The 16,753-nt window shown below is 71.1% G+C and carries 17 protein-coding genes; 11 read left to right on the plus strand and 6 right to left on the minus strand.

Features of this window, described 5'->3' with window-relative positions; translation table 11 throughout:
- Together AB0F10_RS17885 and AB0F10_RS17890 are read left to right on the plus strand one after the other, a co-directional pair.
- A partial coding sequence (locus AB0F10_RS17885) for a proprotein convertase P-domain-containing protein (protein WP_360625559.1) occupies positions 1 to 876 on the plus strand: 876 nt, incomplete at its 5' end.
- A 254-nt stretch (positions 877 to 1,130) separates the two neighbouring features.
- The gene (locus AB0F10_RS17890; protein WP_360625562.1) at positions 1,131 to 1,376 is read left to right on the plus strand and encodes a hypothetical protein; all 246 of its coding nucleotides are present in this window, start codon (positions 1,131 to 1,133) and stop codon (positions 1,374 to 1,376) included.
- A gap of 54 nt (positions 1,377 to 1,430) precedes the next feature.
- On the opposite strand, the gene AB0F10_RS17895 is transcribed toward AB0F10_RS17890, so the two are convergent.
- Entirely contained in the window at positions 1,431 to 2,429 is a 999-nt protein-coding gene (locus AB0F10_RS17895) for a TerC/Alx family metal homeostasis membrane protein (protein WP_360625565.1), read from the minus strand.
- 118 nt (positions 2,430 to 2,547) lie between these two features.
- Positions 2,548 to 3,309, minus strand: a complete 762-nt coding sequence (locus AB0F10_RS17900; RefSeq protein ID WP_360625688.1) for a class III extradiol ring-cleavage dioxygenase — start codon at positions 3,307 to 3,309, stop codon at positions 2,548 to 2,550.
- A gap of 531 nt (positions 3,310 to 3,840) precedes the next feature.
- On the opposite strand from AB0F10_RS17900, the gene AB0F10_RS17905 reads away from it, so the two are divergent.
- From AB0F10_RS17905 to AB0F10_RS17915, 3 genes are read left to right on the plus strand one after another with little or no spacing between them, the layout of a single operon-like run.
- Entirely contained in the window at positions 3,841 to 4,488 is a 648-nt protein-coding gene (locus AB0F10_RS17905) for a GPP34 family phosphoprotein (protein WP_360625568.1), read from the plus strand.
- A 19-nt stretch (positions 4,489 to 4,507) separates the two neighbouring features.
- Positions 4,508 to 6,013 (plus strand): APC family permease, encoded by a 1,506-nt coding sequence (locus AB0F10_RS17910; RefSeq protein WP_360625571.1) that lies wholly within the window; start codon positions 4,508 to 4,510, stop codon positions 6,011 to 6,013.
- Positions 6,010 to 6,597 carry a GNAT family N-acetyltransferase gene (locus AB0F10_RS17915; protein ID WP_360625574.1) on the plus strand — a complete coding sequence of 196 codons (588 nt, stop codon included), beginning with the start codon at positions 6,010 to 6,012 and terminating at the stop codon, positions 6,595 to 6,597. Before AB0F10_RS17910 ends, AB0F10_RS17915 begins: the two co-directional genes overlap by 4 nt.
- A gap of 49 nt (positions 6,598 to 6,646) precedes the next feature.
- On the opposite strand, the gene AB0F10_RS17920 is transcribed toward AB0F10_RS17915, so the two are convergent.
- Complete coding sequence (locus tag AB0F10_RS17920) at positions 6,647 to 7,237, minus strand: HAD family phosphatase (protein ID WP_360625577.1); 591 nt, start codon at positions 7,235 to 7,237, stop codon at positions 6,647 to 6,649.
- A 172-nt stretch (positions 7,238 to 7,409) separates the two neighbouring features.
- Between AB0F10_RS17920 and AB0F10_RS17925 the strand changes: the two genes are divergently transcribed.
- The gene (locus AB0F10_RS17925) at positions 7,410 to 8,174 is read left to right on the plus strand and encodes a DUF899 family protein (RefSeq protein ID WP_360625580.1); all 765 of its coding nucleotides are present in this window, start codon (positions 7,410 to 7,412) and stop codon (positions 8,172 to 8,174) included.
- A gap of 99 nt (positions 8,175 to 8,273) precedes the next feature.
- On the opposite strand, the gene AB0F10_RS17930 is transcribed toward AB0F10_RS17925, so the two are convergent.
- Together AB0F10_RS17930 and AB0F10_RS17935 are read right to left on the minus strand one after the other, a co-directional pair.
- Positions 8,274 to 9,881 (minus strand): FMN-binding glutamate synthase family protein, encoded by a 1,608-nt coding sequence (locus AB0F10_RS17930; RefSeq protein ID WP_360625583.1) that lies wholly within the window; start codon positions 9,879 to 9,881, stop codon positions 8,274 to 8,276.
- A gap of 277 nt (positions 9,882 to 10,158) precedes the next feature.
- Entirely contained in the window at positions 10,159 to 10,494 is a 336-nt protein-coding gene (locus AB0F10_RS17935) for a hypothetical protein (RefSeq protein ID WP_360625586.1), read from the minus strand.
- A gap of 129 nt (positions 10,495 to 10,623) precedes the next feature.
- Between AB0F10_RS17935 and AB0F10_RS17940 the strand changes: the two genes are divergently transcribed.
- The gene (locus AB0F10_RS17940; RefSeq protein ID WP_360625589.1) at positions 10,624 to 11,016 is read left to right on the plus strand and encodes a hypothetical protein; all 393 of its coding nucleotides are present in this window, start codon (positions 10,624 to 10,626) and stop codon (positions 11,014 to 11,016) included.
- A gap of 207 nt (positions 11,017 to 11,223) precedes the next feature.
- On the opposite strand, the gene AB0F10_RS17945 is transcribed toward AB0F10_RS17940, so the two are convergent.
- Entirely contained in the window at positions 11,224 to 11,988 is a 765-nt protein-coding gene (locus tag AB0F10_RS17945; RefSeq protein WP_360625592.1) for a GntR family transcriptional regulator, read from the minus strand.
- Between the two features lie 212 nt (positions 11,989 to 12,200).
- On the opposite strand from AB0F10_RS17945, the gene iolC reads away from it, so the two are divergent.
- Genes iolC through iolD form a run of 4 tightly spaced genes read left to right on the plus strand, consistent with a single transcriptional unit; the run spans position 12,201 to position 16,750 of the window.
- On the plus strand, positions 12,201 to 13,160 hold the full coding sequence (gene iolC / locus AB0F10_RS17950; protein ID WP_360625595.1) for a 5-dehydro-2-deoxygluconokinase: 960 nt from the start codon (positions 12,201 to 12,203) through the stop codon (positions 13,158 to 13,160).
- Positions 13,153 to 14,022 (plus strand): aldolase, encoded by an 870-nt coding sequence (locus AB0F10_RS17955; RefSeq protein WP_360625598.1) that lies wholly within the window; start codon positions 13,153 to 13,155, stop codon positions 14,020 to 14,022. The genes iolC and AB0F10_RS17955 overlap by 8 nt, the downstream gene beginning before the upstream one ends.
- Positions 14,019 to 14,894 (plus strand): 5-deoxy-glucuronate isomerase, encoded by an 876-nt coding sequence (iolB, locus tag AB0F10_RS17960; RefSeq protein WP_360625601.1) that lies wholly within the window; start codon positions 14,019 to 14,021, stop codon positions 14,892 to 14,894. Before AB0F10_RS17955 ends, iolB begins: the two co-directional genes overlap by 4 nt.
- Entirely contained in the window at positions 14,891 to 16,750 is a 1,860-nt protein-coding gene (iolD, locus tag AB0F10_RS17965) for a 3D-(3,5/4)-trihydroxycyclohexane-1,2-dione acylhydrolase (decyclizing) (protein WP_360625605.1), read from the plus strand. Before iolB ends, iolD begins: the two co-directional genes overlap by 4 nt.
- The last annotated feature ends 3 nt before the right edge of the window (positions 16,751 to 16,753 follow it).

The raw sequence follows: 16,753 nt of genomic DNA on the forward strand, positions 1-16,753 counted from the left end.
GGCGTCGGCGTCCGCAAGGCCGGCGAGATCTACTACAACGCCATGCAGTCGAAGACCTCCACCTGGAAGTACGCCAACATCCGCACCGCGACCCTCGCCTCCGCGAAGAACCTCTACGCGCCGAGCTGCGCCGAGTTCAACGTGGTCAAGGCGGCCTGGGCCGCGATCAGCGTCCCGGCGCAGTCCGGCGAGGCGACCTGCACCGGCGGCACGCCGACCAACGACTTCTCGGTGTCGGCGTCGCCGGCGTCGGGCAGCGTCGCGGCCGGCTCGTCGGCCACCACGACGATCGGCACCGCCACCACCGCGGGCTCGGCGCAGACCGTCGCGCTGAGCGCCTCCGGCCTGCCGAGCGGGGCCACCGCCTCGTTCAGCCCGGCCTCGGTGACCTCCGGCTCGTCGTCGACCCTGACGATCGCCACCACGACGGCGACCCCGTCGGGCACCTACCCGGTCACCGTGACCGGCACGGGCTCCGCGACCCACACGGCCACGTACACGCTGACGGTCACCGGCGGCCCCAGCGGCAGCTGCGCCGGCACCAACGGCACCGACGTGTCCATCCCGGACGCGGGTGCCGCCGTCACGAGCACGATCACGATCAGCGGCTGCGGGCGCAACGCGTCCTCGACGTCGACGGTCGCGGTGAACATCGTGCACACCTACCGCGGTGACCTGGTCGTCGACCTGGTGGCCCCGGACGGCAGCGCGTACCGGCTGAAGAACAGCAGCAGCTCGGACAGCGCCGACAACGTCAACACGACGTACACGGCGAACGTGTCCTCCGAGGCGGGCGACGGAGCCTGGAAGCTGAGGGTGCAGGACGTCTACAGCGTCGACACCGGCTACATCAACACCTGGACGTTGACCCTCTGACGTTCGCGCGACACCACACGGGCCCGTGGCGTCTGCCGCGGGCCCGTGTTGTGTCCGGAAACACGGCCGCCGGGCGCGACCGTCTGACCAGGACATCGGCGACGCAGGGTGACCCCCGATACGGGGATCCGGTGGTCCAGCTCACTTCGGTATCGAGAGTTTTACCTGCTTGGTTTGGTGTCGAAGTCGTGGACCTGGATGGTTGTCCCGGAAGCGATGAGGCTTCGTCGTCACTTTCGGTGAGGGGAACGATCATGAAGCTCAAGACCAGGATGCGCGGCCTGCGCGCCCGGCTGGCCGGCCGTCGCGCCGAGCGGGTCGTCCGGCTCCGGCTCAGCGACGAGCTCGCCGCCTACCAGACCCCGGCCGAGCGCGCGGAGCTCGACCTCATCCTGGGCCGGCACACCCGCGAGGAGACGCGGGAGATCCGCGCGATTCTCGCCCGCCAGGACTCCGAGCGGCAGCGCGCGGGCAACCTCATCGCAAGCCCGCGCGGCTGACGGTCACCCCGTACCCGAGACGGCCCCGGCAGCGTCGCCGGGGCCGTCTCGGTTTTACGACTCCGGGTGTTCCTCCTCGCGGGCGCGCAGGCTGCCGGCGTGGGCGACCGTGTCGGGGTCCCGGCGCACCTTGATCAGGCTGGCCACCGTCGTGACGACGAGCACCACGAGGATCACCAGCAGCGAGACCGGCGTGCTGATCTCCGGCACCGACGTGCTGATGTCGGAGTGCGCCCAGTGCAGCACCAGCTTGAAGCCGATGAACGCCAGAATGATCGACAGTCCGGTGGAGAGGTAGACCAGCCGGTCCAGCAGGCCCTTCACGAGGAAGAAGAGCGCCCGCAGGCCGAGCAGCGCGAACGCGTTGGCGGTGAGGACGATGAACACCTCTTCCGTCACGCCGAACACCGCGGGGATCGAGTCGAGCGCGAAGAGCAGGTCGGCGCTGCCGATCGCGATCAGCGTGATGAACAGCGGCGTGGCGGTCCGCTTGCCGTCGATCTTCGTGAAGAACTTTCCGCCGACGAACTCGTCGGTGACCGGGAAGATCCGCTTGGTGGCCCGGACCACGGCGTTGTCGGGGTCGGGGTCCTCGTCGCGGTGCCGGAACAGCTGCACCGCCGTGTAGATCAGGACCAGGCCGAAGATCAGGAACATGAACGAGAAGAGCGACAGCAGCGTCGCGCCGAGCGCGATGAAGATGACCCGGAGCACCAGCGCGATGATGATGCCGAAGGTCAGCACCTCCTGCTGGTACTTCGCCGGGACGGCGAACGTGCTCATGATGATCACGAACACGAACAGGTTGTCGACCGACAGGCTCTTCTCGACGATGTAGCCGGCGAAGTACTGGGTGCCGTAGTCCCAGCCCGCGACGGAGCCGAACACGACGCCGAACGCGATGGCGACGCCTATGTAGAAGATCGACCAGGCGGTGGCTTCACGGAAACCGACGGCGTGCGGTCGCAGCACTCCGAGGGTCAGATCGAGGGCGAGCAGGGCGACGATGACCGCGATGGTCAGCGTCCAGCCGAGCGCGGTGACCTCCAGCATGTAAGAGAGACCTCCGGGCGTCTGATGCGGGGAATCGGCGCGATGCACTTACAAGATTCCCTGCTCGCGCTGGGAGAATCCTGAAAGGCCGCGGATTTCACGCCCGAGCCGTACCCGGTCAGGCGACCTGGAACGAGCGTTTGGACAGGCCCATCCAGAAGCCGTCGATCGGCTGCTCGGGGCTCTGGCCGGGGTCCGCCGAGGCGCCGAGGGTGAGAAACATGGGCGCCATGTGCTCGATGGTCGGGTGGGCGTACGGCATGCCGGGCGCCCGGTCGCGGAAGTCGGCGAGCTCGTCGACCGCGCCGCGGGCGAGGGTCTCGGCGGCCCAGGCGTCGAACTCGCGCGACCATCCCGGCGCCTGCGCGTCGGTGCGGAAGTCGCGCAGGAACGGCAGCCCGTGCGTGGTGAAGCCGGAGCCGACGATGAGCACCCCCTCGTCGCGCAGCGGGGCGAGCCGCCGGCCGATCTCCAGCAGCCGGTCGGGCTCGAGGGTGGGCAGCGACATCTGCAGCACCGGGATGTCCGCGTCCGGGTACATGACGGTCAGCGGCACGTAGGCGCCGTGGTCCAGGCCGCGGTCGGTCCGGGTGACGCGCTCGTGGTCGGGCATCAGCTTCTCGACGCGTTCGGCCAGGCCGGGCGCGCCGGGCGCGGGGTAGCGCACCTCGTAGTAGTGGCGGGCGAAGCCGCCGAAGTCGTAGACCAGCGGCACCGTCTCGGTGGCGCCGAGCATCAGCGGCGCCGACTCCCAGTGCGCCGAGGCCATCAGGATCGCCGTGGGCCGGGGCAGGCCGGCGGTCAGTTCTTGGAGCTGGGCGACCCAGGCCGGGTCGTCGACCAGCGGTGGGGCGCCGTGGCTGAGGAAGAGGGCGGGCATGGTGCTCACGAGGACCTCCAACTTGATGCTTCAACTACTGGGTCGACGGTACGTCCTTTTACTTGATTCGTCAACTAAAGTCGAGGCGGCCGGCTCGGCGCCGGCTCGCTCGGCCGCGTCGGCCTCAGCGGCCGCCGGTTTCGAAGGTGAGCCCGGCGGGGCGGGTGGGACACCGTGGCACGGTCTGTCATGACGGCGATGCCAGGGCGGGCGGGACAAGCGTTCGGTGAGGACGCCGTTCGGCCCCGGTTCGGGGCGCCATCCCACGTGACGATCGTGTTAACTATGTCGATTGTGATGATGGAGAAATGCCAGCTCGTCGGCATTGTCCACGATGCATTCGAGATCCGGCCACTCTGGACATTGCGCGGCGTGCGAGGCGCTGGCAAGCTACGCGGGGTCGCGCGGAAGCCGCTCACCGTAACGGTCTGCGGCGACCCTCGACACCCATGCGGTAACCGTCACCGCCGGTCACCGCGATCAGCGGTGACTCGACCATGCCCGCACCAGGGTGGAAGGAGAGTTTCGCCAGTGGCGTCAAGCCAGCTGCCGCTCGCCGACGATCTCTACCTCGCCGCGCACGACTCGGCCCGCGGCCGGTGCCTGCTCAGCCCGGCGACCCTCGGAATCGGCCTCGCCGCCGGCCTGCTCGCCGAGCTCGTCCTCTGGCGCCGCATCGATGTGCTCGACACCAAACTGGCCGTCGTCGACGAGCGGCCCACCGCCGAACCGGCGACCTCCGCCGTCCTCGAACAGCTGCTGCGCGAGAGTCACCACCGGCTGGTCCGGGACTGGATCTCCTTCCTGGCCACCGGCGTCGCCACCGACCTGGTCGAGCGCCGGCTCGCCCGCGCCGGGCACGTGCGGCGCGAGGAGAAGCGCGGCCTGCTCGGCACCAAGGTGCGTTTCGTGCCCACCGACACCTCCATCGCCGGCTGGCCCGGCACCCGCATCCGCATCGCCTCCAGCCGCGGCGAGTTCCTCGACCGCCCCGATCTCGTGCTGACCGGGCTGGTCCTCGCCACCGGCCTCGACCAGCACGTGCTTGTCACGCTCGAGGCAAGCGAGCGTGAGCAGTTGTTCGACCAGCTACGCCGGCGGCTGCCGGTCATGCTGCAGCAGCTCATCGGCCACGCAGAGGCCGCAGTCGGCGACGCCGTGATGGCCCGCCGAGCCTGACACCCCTTTGGAGATCCCCGTGTCCACCACCTCCACCAAACCCGCCAGACCCAGCCAGCTCTCGACCGCCCTCGCCGCCGACCGGCTGGGCGTCGCGTCCGTCGTCTTCTTCGTGATGTCCGCGGCGGCACCGCTCACGGTCGTCGCCGGAGTCGTCCCCACCGGCCTCGCCGTCACCGGGCTGACCGCCATCTCCATCGCCTTCCTCGCCGTCGCGGTCGTGCTCGCCATCTTCTCGGTCGGCTACGTCGCGATGGCCCGGCACATCGCCAACGCCGGCGCCTTCTACGCCTACATCGCCCGTGGCATCGGGCGGCCGTTCGGCGTCGGCGCCTCGTGGGTCGCGCTGCTCGCGTACAACAGCTTCCAGGTCGCCTCGTACGGTGGCTTCGGCGCCATCGCCGCCCCGCTGTTCGCCGACTGGTTCGGCGTCGAGATCCAGTGGTGGATCATCGCCCTGGCGGCGTGGGCGCTGGTCGCCGTGCTCGGCGTCCGCGACGTCGCCGTCAACGGCAAGGTGCTCGCCACCCTGCTGGTCGCCGAGATCGTGCTCGTCACCGTCTTCAGCGTCGTCGACCTGTTCACCGACAACTTCGCCCCCTCGGGAGCGGCGATGGACCCGAGCAGCCTGGTCGGTGCCGGCGCGGGCGCCCTGCTCGTCATGGCCGTCACCGGATTCGTCGGCTTCGAACAGTCCGTCGTGTTCAGCGAGGAATCCCGGGACCCGCGCCGCACGGTGCCGCGGGCCACGTACATCGCGGTGGCGCTGATCGCCGTGCTCTACGCGTTCTCCTCCTGGGCGATGATCTCCGCGACCGGCGGCAACGCCGTCGAGCGCGCCCGGACCGAGGGCCCCGAGCTCTTCTTCAACCTGGCCTCCGAACGCCTCGGCAGCGTCGCCCTGCACCTCGGCCACGCCCTGTTCCTGACGTCGCTGATCGCCGCGATGATCTCGTTCCACAACATCATCGCCCGGTACGCCTTCTCGCTGGGCCGCGAGGGCGTCCTGCCCCGGGCCTTCGGCCGCACGGTCCCCGGCACGGGCGCGCCGAAGAACGGCTCGCTCGCCCAGTCCGCGTTCGGCCTGATCGTCATCCTGGTGTACGCGATCGCGGGCTGGGACCCGCTGGTCCAGCTCTTCTTCTGGGGTGGCACCACCGGCGGCATCGGCGTGCTGCTGCTCATCACGGTCACGTCGGCCGCGGTCGTCGGCTACTTCGCCCGCCACCGCGAGGGCGAGGACTTCTGGCACCGCGTCGGCGCCCCCGTGCTCGGCACGGTGCTGCTGCTCGTGGTGACGTACCTGGCGCTGACGAACATCGACATCCTCTTCGGCGTCGCGCCCGGCTCCACGCCGACGTGGGCGGTGCCGCTCGCGTACGCGGTGCTGACCCTGGCCGGAGTCGCCTGGGCGCTGATCCTGCGCCGCAGCCGGCCCGAGATCTACCAGGGCATCGGCATGGGCGCGCGCAGCGCGTCGACCACCCTGTCCTTCAGCGACCCCGCCCCGGAGGCACAGAAATGACGCCGATCGTCCGCCCCGCCGCCGAGGCCGAGCTGCCCGCCGTCGGCAAGCTCATCGCCCTGTCCTTCGACCACCTGGAGCAGAACGCCTCACTGGTACCGGACCCGGCGGCCCGGCTGCGGGTGATGGGCGACTTCTTCACGATGCTGACCGTGCACGCGCCGCTCTGCGGCAAGGTCGACGTCATCGACGACCCGGACGGCGGCCTGGCCGCCGCGGCGGTCTGGTTCGACCGCACCCGCGAGCTGCCGGAGATCGCCGACTACGACGATCGCCTGGCCGCGCTGGCGGGGGAGTGGCTGCCCAACTTCCAGGCCCTCGACGAGGTCTTCGACAAGAACCATCCGCAGGACCCGCACTGGCACCTGGCCTTCCTGGCGGTGCACCCGGCGCATCAGAGCCACGGCCTGGGCGGCACCCTGATGGACAGCACCCACGAGGATCTGGGCCGCATCCCGGCGTATCTGGAGGCGACGAACGAGGACAACATCCGGCTCTACCGCCGGTACGGCTACACGGACATGACCCCGTTCGACATCCGGCTGCCGGACAACACCCCGTTCTACCGCATGTGGCGAGCCTGATCGCAGCGTTTCGGGTGCGGCCCGGCCGCGGGCCGCACCCGTCGATCGCTCAGCGAAGCCACGGCGGCGGCACCCGTACCGCCGCCATGCCCGCCGCCGTGGCCGCCGCGATCCCCAGCTCGGTGTCCTCGAACACGAGGCACTCCCGCGGCTCGGTGCCGAGCAGCCGCGCGGCGAGCAGGTACGCCTCCGGGTCCGGCTTCGGCCTGGCGTAGTCGCCCGCGCAGACCAGCACGGGGAAGCGGTCGAGCAGGCCCAGCGCGATGAGCGAGGCGGTGACCGAGGCCCGGGTGCTGCCCGAGACCACGGCGAACGGCACCCGGCGGTAGGCGTCGTCGATATGGGCGAGCACCCCCGGAACCGCCCTGATCTCCGGCAGGCTCTCCCGGAACAGCGCCTCGCGCCGATCCGCCACGGCCGCGACCGGCATGGCCAGCCCGGTGCGCCCGTTCAGATCCTCGATGATCTCATCGACCGTGCGGCCGCCCCAGGCGTAGAAGAGCTCCTCGGGAAACGCGCACCCCCACTCGCCGAGGGCCCGCGTCCAGGCCCGGTAGTGCGCCGGCATGGAGTCGGCGATCGTGCCGTCGCAGTCGAACAGATAGGCCTGGAAATCCCCGGGCGGAATGGGTAGTCGCACGCGGCGCAGGCTACCCGGTGGGCCCTGCCCCACCGCCGGGCACCGCCACTGGCATCGCCGCCCGGCAGAACCGGTCCTCCCGTCCGGCTGTCCGAAATGATGGTCGCCGCTCGTCATAATGTCGAAGCCGGGACGGCAGCTTCGACGTCCCGAGCACAGAGGGGAGTCAGCCATGACCACGAACGAACTTTCCGGGCGCCCGCCGATTGTCGGCATGGACAGCTGGCAGGCAGCTCGGGACGAGTTGCTGATCCGGGAGAAGGCCCACACCCGCGAGGGTGATGCGATCGCCGCGGCGCGCCGCCGGCTGCCCATGGTCGAGATCGACGGTGGCGTCGAGGTCGTCGGCCCGGACGGCCCGGTGCCGTTCCGGGACCTGTTCCAGGGCCGCGATGAACTGCTGGTCTACCAGCACATGTGGCACGACGGCGCGCCGCACCAGGGGCAGTGCGAGGGCTGCACGCTGTCGGCCTGGCATCTGCGGGACGCCGCCTACCTCAACGCGCGCGGCGTTTCATTCGCCGTGCTCGCCGCCGGCCGTTGGGACGAGGTGGCCCCGTTCGTCGAGTTCATGGGCTACACCCAGCCGTGGTATTCGGTACGCGACGTGCCGCCGCCGGTCGGCGGCGACATGGGCTATTTCAGTTGCTTCCTGCGCGACGGCGAGCGGGTGTTCCTCACCTACCGCACGACCGGCCGGGGCACCGAGCCGGCCATCGGGTCGTTCGCCCTGCTCGACATGACGCCGTACGGGCGAGCCGAGGCTTGGCAGGTCAGCCCGGAGGGCTGGCCCGACGGCGGGGAGCCCTGCTGGTACTGGCGTGCGGACGCGGACGGCAAGGCCACGCGGGGCCCGACGAGCCGCCCGGTTCCCCAGTGGACCCGGGCGGGAGCAACGCCGGAGACGACCCTCGGCCGCACCGGTGCGCACCACTGACCCGGACAGGTCCGCCGGCGCGGTCCCCGCACTCCCTCGATGTTCCGACCGGGGAGGCGGGGACCGCCCAGCAAGCCTGCGCGTAGTCCGCGACCGTGGTCATTTCCGGGCTCCGGTCCGGTTGATGACGGGGGTGAAGCGGTCGGGGTCGGCGTCGGCCCAGTCGGCCGCCCAGTCCTCGGGCGCCTCGGACAGCAGCTCGCCGAGTTCGAGCCAGTCGTACAGCTCGTCGTAGGTGCGGGTGGTGGTGTGGTCGATGCGGCGGTGCAGCATGGCCGGGGTCAGCTCGTGCGGTCCGGACAGGCCCATCGCCGCGATCAGTTGCTGGGCCTGGGAGATCGTGGCCTGCTGGTAGCGGCGCACCCGCTCGCTCTTGTCGGGCACGTCCAGCGCCCGCGCACGCCGAGGGTGCTGGGTCGCGACCCCGACCGGGCACCGGTTCGTGTGGCACATCTGGGCCTGGATGCAGCCGGCCGCCATCATCATCGCGCGGGCCGCGTTGGTGTAGTCGGCGCCCTGGACGATCCGTTTCACCACGTCGATCCCGGTGGAGACCTTTCCGCCGGCGCCGATCCGGATCCGGTCCCGTAAGCCGGTCCCGACCAGCGCGTTGTGCACGGCGATCAGCCCGTCGGTCAACGGCACCCCGACGTGGTCCTCGAACTCCAGCGGCGCCGCGCCGGTCCCGCCCTCTGAGCCGTCGACCACGATGAAGTCCGGGGTGATGCTTTCGGCGCGCATCGCCTTGCAGATCGCCAGCAGCTCGCGGCGCGACCCGAGGCACAGTTTGAAACCGACAGGTTTGCCGCCGGCCAGCTCCCGCATGCGCGCGAGAAACAGGACCAGCTCGCGAGGCGTGCGGAACACCCGGTGCGCGGCCGGGCTGACGCATTTCTCGCCCTCCGGGACGCCGCGCGCCTGAGCGATCTCCCTGGTCACCTTGGCGGCCGGGAGCACGCCGCCGATGCCCGGCTTGGCGCCCTGGCTCAGCTTCAGCGACACGCACTTCACGGCCGGGTGCGCGGCCTTGTCGGCGAACATGTCCGGGTCGAAGTCGCCGTTGCCGGTGCGGGCTCCGAAGTAGCCGCTGCCCAGCTCCCAGATCAGATCGCCGCCGCCCTCGAGGTGGTATTCGGTCAGGCCGCCCTCGCCGGTGTCGTGGGCGAACCCGCCCGCCGCGGCGCCCCGGTTCAGCGCCCGCAACGCGTTCGCGCTCAGCGCCCCGAAACTCATCGCCGACACGTTCAGCAGCGCCATGTCGTAGGGCTGGGTGCAGTCCGGGCCACCGACCCGCACCCGCGGCTGCTCCTCGGGCGCCTGCTGCGGGGCCGTGGAGTGCACCACGTACTCGTAGCCGACCGCGTTGACGTCCCGCTCGGTCCCGAAGGCCTGCTCACCGTGGATGCCCTTGGCCCGCTCGTACACCACCGTCCGGACATCGCGGTCGAACGGCCGGCCGTCGTAGTTGCGCTCGATGAAGTACTGCTGGATCTCGGGCCGGATCTTCTCCAGCAGGAACCGGGCATGACCCAGCAACGGGAAATTCCGCAGGACCGAATGGCGGCGTTGCACCAGATCGAAGCAGCCCAGCAACAGCAGCATGCCCAGCACCACGACCGCCACCAGCCACCAGAGCGACACCGTGACCGTCGCCCACACCATCAGAGCGACAAGCACCACCAGCCCGAGGAGGATCAGGAGTCCCATCACCACAACCACCGCACATTTTCTCGATGCCCGCACCCGACGTCCTGGCGTGCGAATCCGCGCCCTAACTTGCCCACCGCGGCTCGCCTTCAACCCGCTTCAACGGCCGTGCGGCAGCGTCTTGACCTGCGGTTATCGGAACAGCCTGCCCGACCGGACCCCCGTCGACGACGAGCCGCGGCGCCGGGCGGCCGGCAACAGCCGCGAAGGCGAGAGACGAAGGTGGTGCGGTGCCGTGAGGAACGCATCGACATGGCACCTGACGACCGACGCGAGATCAGGGACGGTCCGGGTCGTTCTCCAGCAAGCGGCGCACGGCTGCCCGCGCGCCGAGGAACGCGATCACCAGCAGCGTGACCGAGACGAATCCGCCGAGGCTCACGGCGTCCCCGAAGACGACATCCACGAGCTCCAGGGCGACCTTGAGCAGCACGGCGGTGAGCAGCGTCAGGGTGAAACCCTCGCTGATCACCGCCGGGACGTACTCGATGGCGAGGTTCAGGACCACGACGTAGACGAAGACATCGATCACATCGCTCGGATTCCCGCGTACCCACCGCCGCACCGGGCCGATGCGGCGGCCGGCCGGCGGTTTTCGTCCTGCTCGAGTCACCGTCTGAGTGTGGGCCGTCGGGGCATGGGTGTCGTGCACCTTCTCGCCCGGGGTGCGTACAAACCGTACATAATCTCAGCGTAAGGTCACCGCCATGATCCACCTGGTGAGCCCCCGATCGGTACGCCGATGAGAATCGCGCATCACCCCCCGAGCGCGGTAGCCGGGAATGACGGGCCCGCACGCCTCACCGTCGGCCAGGTCCGGCGCCGGGCACTGCTGGTTTCGGCGTCCTGGTGGCTCGCCGCGGCGGTGGTCTACGTGCTGGTCGCGTTCTCCTTCGCCGGCGCGCCGCTCGGCTGCGGCGGGGTCCAATGCCTCAGCACCCGGGGCATGCTGCTGGCCATGGGCGGGCTGATCGGTCTGCCGGTGATGCTGATCGGGATGGCGCTGAGCGCGGCCGTCATCGCCGCCCTGTCCCGGTCGGCCCGCTCGGGGGTGGTGCTGGGAACCCTGGTCGCCGGCGCCGAGATCGGCGTCGTGCTGGCGCTGGCGACGACGTTCGCGCTGACGAGCATCTGATTCCTGCGCAGCGCCGGGGTCGGCGCCACCCGGCCGGGGCTGCTCGTCCGGGGACGTCGACGCCGCACGCGGCCGCGCGATCGGGGCCGGCGGTGTCGAGGTTCATCCCCCTGTCGATTTCGCCTGGAGGCCGCGGACGTCCTGCGTCCGTGACCCCGACGGGAACGTCGTCGACCTGAGCCAGGCGTGAGGCCCGCGGGATGCCGGTCATCCCGCCGAGAGGTTGAGTTCGAAGCTGTAGCGGCTGGCCCGGTACAGGTGTGAGCCGTATTCCAGGGCCCGGCCGGTCGCGTCCCATGCCGTCCGGGTCATGGTCAGCAGTGACGCGCCGCGCTTCTCCCGCAGGGTGCGGGCCTCCGCCGTGTTCGCCGACCGGGCGCCGATGACCTGGGTGGCGATGCGGGGCACGTATCCCGCGCGGCGCAGCAACTCGTAGAGGCCGTGCGTGGCCAGGTCCTGCTTCTCGAGCCGGATCAGGTCCACCGGGATGGCGTTGTGCATCAGCGCGAGCGGCTCGCCGCCGGCGTAGCGCAGCCGCTCGATCCACGTCACCTCGGTGCCGGGCTCCAGCCCGAGCGCCACCGCGGCGTCGGCCGGTGCCGGGACGACCCGCAGGTCGAGGACCTCCGTACGCGGTTCGCGGTCCGAGCTGACCAGGTCGTCGTAGAGGCTGGACAGCTCGACCGGGCGGCGGACCTTGGGGTGCACCACCTGGGTGCCGACGCCGCGTTTGCGCACGAGCATGCCGCGCTCCACCAGGTACTGGATCGCGCGGCGGGTCGTCGGCCGGGAGACGCCGAGGCGTTCGGCGAGGTCGACCTCGTTCTCGATGCGGGCGCCGACGCCGATCTCACCCCGCTCGATGAGCTCCTGCAGGCGGCTCGCCACCTGGAAGTAGAGGGGCACGGGGCTGGTCCGGTCCACCTCGACGGGGCGGACCGGACTGCGTGGAGGAGAGAGATCGGGTGCCACGGTACCCCCTTGGTTTTTCAGTTTGTCATGACAAACTATTGACGTGGAAGCCCTCACGTTATTACATCGAAACGAGCCCAGGTGCCAGCGCCGGCCCCCCACCCCCGGCGACAAGGTCCTTTTCACCGCGCCGTAACCAGCACGGCATCCGCGGCGACACCGCGCGCCCGAAATCTCCCGCACCGTCCATCTGTCTATCGCTTGGGGGGCGCATGCCCGCAGACGAGGTACTGACCATGGGACGTATCGGCGTCGACCTGTACCCACAACAGGCCGGCGTGTCGCTGCGCGAGGTCCGGACGTTCGCGAAGTTCCTCGGCGGCAGCCCCACCAACGTCGCCGTCGCCGCCGCCCGCTACGGGCGCCGCAGCGCCGTCATCAGCCGCACCGGCGACGACCCGTTCGGCGAGTTCATCCACGACGCGCTGCGCGGATTCGATGTGGACGACCGCTTCGTCGCGCCGGTCGCGTCGCTGCCGACGCCTGTGACGTTCTGCGAGATCTTTCCGCCGGACGACTTCCCGCTCTACTTCTACCGCTTCCCCAAGGCGCCGGACCTGGAGATCTTCGAGTCCGAGCTGGATCTCGAGGCGATCCGCGCCGCGGACGTCTTCTGGGTCACTGTGACCGGGCTGTGCCAGTCGCCCTCCCGGGAGGCGACCCTCGCCGCGCTGCGGGCCCGCGACCGGGCCGGCATCACCGTCCTCGACCTCGACTACCGCCCGATGTTCTGGCAGTCGCGGGAGGAGGCCAGGCACTGGGTGCGGCAGGCCCTGCCCTACGTGAGCGTCGCCGTCGGCAACCTCGACGAATGCGAGACCGCGGTCGGCGTCCGTGAGCCGCGCGGCGCGGCCCGGGCGCTGCACGACGCGGGCGTCGGCCTCGCCGTCGTGAAGCAGGGGCCGCTCGGCGTCCTCGCCTCCGGCGACGACGGCAAGGAGGAGATCCAGGTGCCGCCCGTGCCGGTCGAGGTGATCAACGGGCTCGGCGCCGGTGACGCCTTCGGCGGGGCACTCTGCCACGGGCTGCTCGCCGGCTGGGACCTGGAGGCGACCATGCGCTTCTGCAACGCCGCCGGTGCCATCGTCGCCACCCGGCTCTCCTGCGCCGACGCGATGCCGACCGAGTCCGAGGTCCGCGACCTGATCGGCGGTGAGCTGGATCGTGCGTGACGTTCAGGAGCTCGTGGCGGCCCGCGCGGACCGGCCCGGCGCGATCGCGGCCGCCGCGGCCGCCCGCCGCCGGCCCGCCTCGTGGCGCGGCGAGCACGGCCGGATGATGATCATCGCCGCCGACCATCCGGCCCGCGGCGCGTTGCGCGCCGGCGCCGACCCGCTGGCCATGGGCAACCGTGCCGACCTGCTGCGGCGCATCTGCACCGCGCTCGAGCGGCCCGGCGTCAACGGCGTGCTCGGCACCCCGGACATCCTCGAGGATCTGCTGCTGCTCGGCGCGCTCGACGACAAGGTCGTCATCGGCTCGATGAACCGGGGCGGCCTCGCCGGCACCAGCTTCGAGCTCGACGACCGGTTCACCGCGTACGACGGGGACAGCCTCGCCGCGGCCGGGTTCTCCGGCGGCAAGATGCTGCTGCGCATCGATCCCGACGACGCCGGCACCGTCGCCACGCTGGAGAGCTGCGGGCGGGCCGTCGGTGACCTCGCCGCGCACGGGCTGATGGCGATGGTCGAGCCCTTCATCTCGCACCGCTTCGACGGCCGGGTCCGCAACGAGCTCACCGCTGAGGCGATGATCCGGGCCATGACCGTCGCCGCCGGACTCGGCACGACCTCGGCGTACACGTGGCTCAAGGTGCCCGTCGTCGACGAGATGGAGCGGGTCATGGCCGCCACGACGCTGCCCGCGCTGATCCTCGGCGGCGAGGTGTCCGACGACGCCGACGCCGCGTACGTGCAGTGGAGCAAGGCCCTGGTTCTGCCCACCGTGCAGGGCCTGGTGATCGGGCGCAGCCTGCTCTACCCGCCGGGCGGTGACGTCGCGGCCGCGGTCGACCGGGCGGTGAGCCTGCTATGACGCATCTGCGCAGGGGTGACGGCGAAGCCCGGCCGTTCGAGACGGTGGTGACGCCGGAGAGCGCCGGCTGGGGTTTCAGCGGATTGCGCATCCTCGACCTGGCCATCGGGACCCGGGCCACCTTCCACACCGGCGACGACGAGATGATCGTCCTGCCGCTCTCCGGCAGCTGCGACGTCACCTGCGACGACGAGCGGGTCACCCTGACCGGCCGGCGCTCGGTCTTCTCCCGGGTCACCGACTTCGCCTACCTGCCGCGCGACTCGTCCGTCATCGTGCGGACGCCCAACGGCGGCCGGTTCGCGCTGCCCGGCGCCCGCGCCGACCGGCGGCTGCCGTTCCGCTACGGGCCGGCCGAGGCGGTGCCGGTCGAGCTGCGCGGCGCCGGCCAGGCCAGCCGCCAGGTCAATAATTTCTGCACCCCGGAGTCGTTCGAGGCCGACCGCCTGATCGCGGTCGAGGTGCTCACCCCCGGCGGCAACTGGTCGTCCTACCCGCCGCACAAGCACGACGCGCCGGGCGAGGACGAGTCCGCGCTCGAGGAGATCTACTACTTCGAGGTCGCCGCCTCCCCGATGGGCGCCGCGGGCGTCGGCTATCAGCGCGTGTACGGCCACCCGGACCGCCCCATCGACGTCTGCGCCGAGGTGCGCAGCGGCGACGTCGTGCTGATCCCGTACGGGTGGCACGGCCCGTCGATGGCCGCGCCCGGCTACGACCTCTACTACCTCAACGTCATGGCGGGAGCGGGGGAGCGCAGGTGGCTCTTCTCCGACGACCCGGCCCACGCCTGGGTACGCGGCTCGTGGAGCCACCAGGAGCCGGACCCCCGGCTGCCGCTCACCTCGACAAGGGAAAGGAGGCGCCCGTGAGGCTCACTGTCGCGCAGGCCCTCGTCGCGTTCCTGGCCAATCAGTGGACCGAGCGCGACGGCGAACAGCGGCGCGCGGTCGCGGGCTGCTTCGGCATCTTCGGCCATGGCAACGTCGCCGGGGTCGGCCAGGCGCTGCTGCAGGCGCAGCGGACCGGCCGGGACGGGCCGGGCCTGCCCTATCACCTCGCCCGCAACGAACAGGCCATGGTGCACGCGGCGGTCGGCTACGCCCGGATGAGCGACCGGCTGTCCACGATGGCCTGCACCGCCTCGATCGGGCCCGGCTCCACCAACATGCTGACCGGCGCGGCGCTCGCCACGGTGAACCGGATTCCGGTCCTGCTGCTGCCGAGCGACGTCTTCGCCACCCGGGCCGCGTCCCCGGTGCTGCAGGAGCTGGAGGATCCGCGCTCCTACGACGTGTCCGTCAACGACGCGTTCCGGCCGCTGTCGCGCTTCTTCGACCGGGTCTGGCGGCCCGAGCAACTGCCGTCGGCGCTGCTGGCGGCGATGCGGGTGCTCACCGATCCGGTCGAGACCGGCGCGGTCACCGTCTGCCTGCCCCAGGACGTGCAGGCGGAGGCCTTCGACTTCCCGGACGCGCTGTTCGAGCGGCGGGTGTGGCACGTGGCCCGTCCGGTGCCGGAGCCGGCCGCGATCGCCCGGGCCGCCGAGGTCATCCGGTCCGCCCGGCGGCCGCTGATCATCGCCGGTGGCGGCGTGATCTATTCGCGGGCGTCCGCGGAGCTGGACGCCCTCGCCCGGGCCACCGGGATCCCGGTCGCCGACACGCAGGCCGGCAAGGGCGCGCTGAGCTGGGATCATCCGAGCTCGGTCGGCGGGGTCGGCTCGACCGGCACCCCGGTCGCCAACCGGCTGGCCCGGGACGCCGACGTGATCATCGGCGTCGGCACCCGATACAGCGACTTCACCACCGCCTCGCGGACCGCGTTCGCGAATCCCGCGGTCCGCTTCGTCAACGTCAACGTGGCCTCGTTCGACGCGGCCAAGCAGTCGGCGGTGCCGGTGGTGGCCGACGCGCGGGAGGCGCTGACCGCCCTCACCGCGGCGCTCGACGGCTACGTCTGCGACGTCGCCTACGCCGGCGATGTCGCCGCGTGGCAGCGCAGGGTCGACGAGGCATACCACCTCGGCCACGGCCCGCTGCCGGCGCAGAGCGAGGTCATCGGCGCGGTCAACGACGCCTGCGGCGAACGCGACGTCGTGGTGCAGGCGGCCGGCAGCATGCCCGGCGACCTGCAACTGCTCTGGCGGGCCCGGGACCCGAAGCAGTACCACGTCGAGTACGGCTACTCCTGCATGGGCTTCGAGATCGCCGGCGCGCTCGGCATCAAACTCGCCGACCCGGACCGCGAGGTCTACGCGCTGGTCGGCGACGGCTCATACCTGATGATGGCGCAGGAGATCGTCACCGCCGTCGCCGAGGGCATCAAGCTCGTCATCGTCCTGGTGCAGAACCACGGCTTCGCCTCGATCGGCGCGCTGTCGGAGTCGCTCGGCTCGCAGCGCTTCGGCACCAGCTACCGCTACCGCGGCGACCACGACGACTACGACGGCGCCCGGCTGCCGGTGGACCTGGCGGCCAACGCCGAGAGCCTGGGCGCCAACGTCATCCGCTGCCGCACGATCGCCGACCTCACCGAGGGCCTCAAGCGGGCCCGGGACGCCGACCGGCTCACGGTCGTGCACATCGAGACCGACCCGCTGTCCCCGGTGCCGTCGAGCGAGAGCTGGTGGGACGTTCCCGTCTCCGAGGTCTCCGAGCTCGACACCACGCGCGCCGCGCGCGCCGCCTATGACGCCGCCAAGCGCGGCCAGCGGCCGTACCTCTAGAAG

The organism is Actinoplanes sp. NPDC026623 (genome assembly GCF_040638275.1).
Lineage (GTDB): Bacteria > Actinomycetota > Actinomycetes > Mycobacteriales > Micromonosporaceae > Actinoplanes.

Bases quoted from the DNA above. Each gene is read 5' to 3' on its own strand.
- iolB (WP_360625601.1), top strand. From the start codon at position 14,019: ATGACGCATCTGCGCAGGGGTGACGGCGAAGCCCGGCCGTTCGAGACG.
- AB0F10_RS17900 (WP_360625688.1), bottom strand. From the start codon at position 3,309: ATGCCCGCCCTCTTCCTCAGCCACGGCGCCCCACCGCTGGTCGACGAC.
- AB0F10_RS17895 (WP_360625565.1), bottom strand. From the start codon at position 2,429: ATGCTGGAGGTCACCGCGCTCGGCTGGACGCTGACCATCGCGGTCATC.
- AB0F10_RS17930 (WP_360625583.1), bottom strand. From the start codon at position 9,881: ATGGGACTCCTGATCCTCCTCGGGCTGGTGGTGCTTGTCGCTCTGATG.
- iolC (WP_360625595.1), top strand. From the start codon at position 12,201: ATGCCCGCAGACGAGGTACTGACCATGGGACGTATCGGCGTCGACCTG.
- AB0F10_RS17925 (WP_360625580.1), top strand. From the start codon at position 7,410: ATGACCACGAACGAACTTTCCGGGCGCCCGCCGATTGTCGGCATGGAC.
- AB0F10_RS17940 (WP_360625589.1), top strand. From the start codon at position 10,624: ATGAGAATCGCGCATCACCCCCCGAGCGCGGTAGCCGGGAATGACGGG.
- AB0F10_RS17890 (WP_360625562.1), top strand. From the start codon at position 1,131: ATGAAGCTCAAGACCAGGATGCGCGGCCTGCGCGCCCGGCTGGCCGGC.
- AB0F10_RS17915 (WP_360625574.1), top strand. From the start codon at position 6,010: ATGACGCCGATCGTCCGCCCCGCCGCCGAGGCCGAGCTGCCCGCCGTC.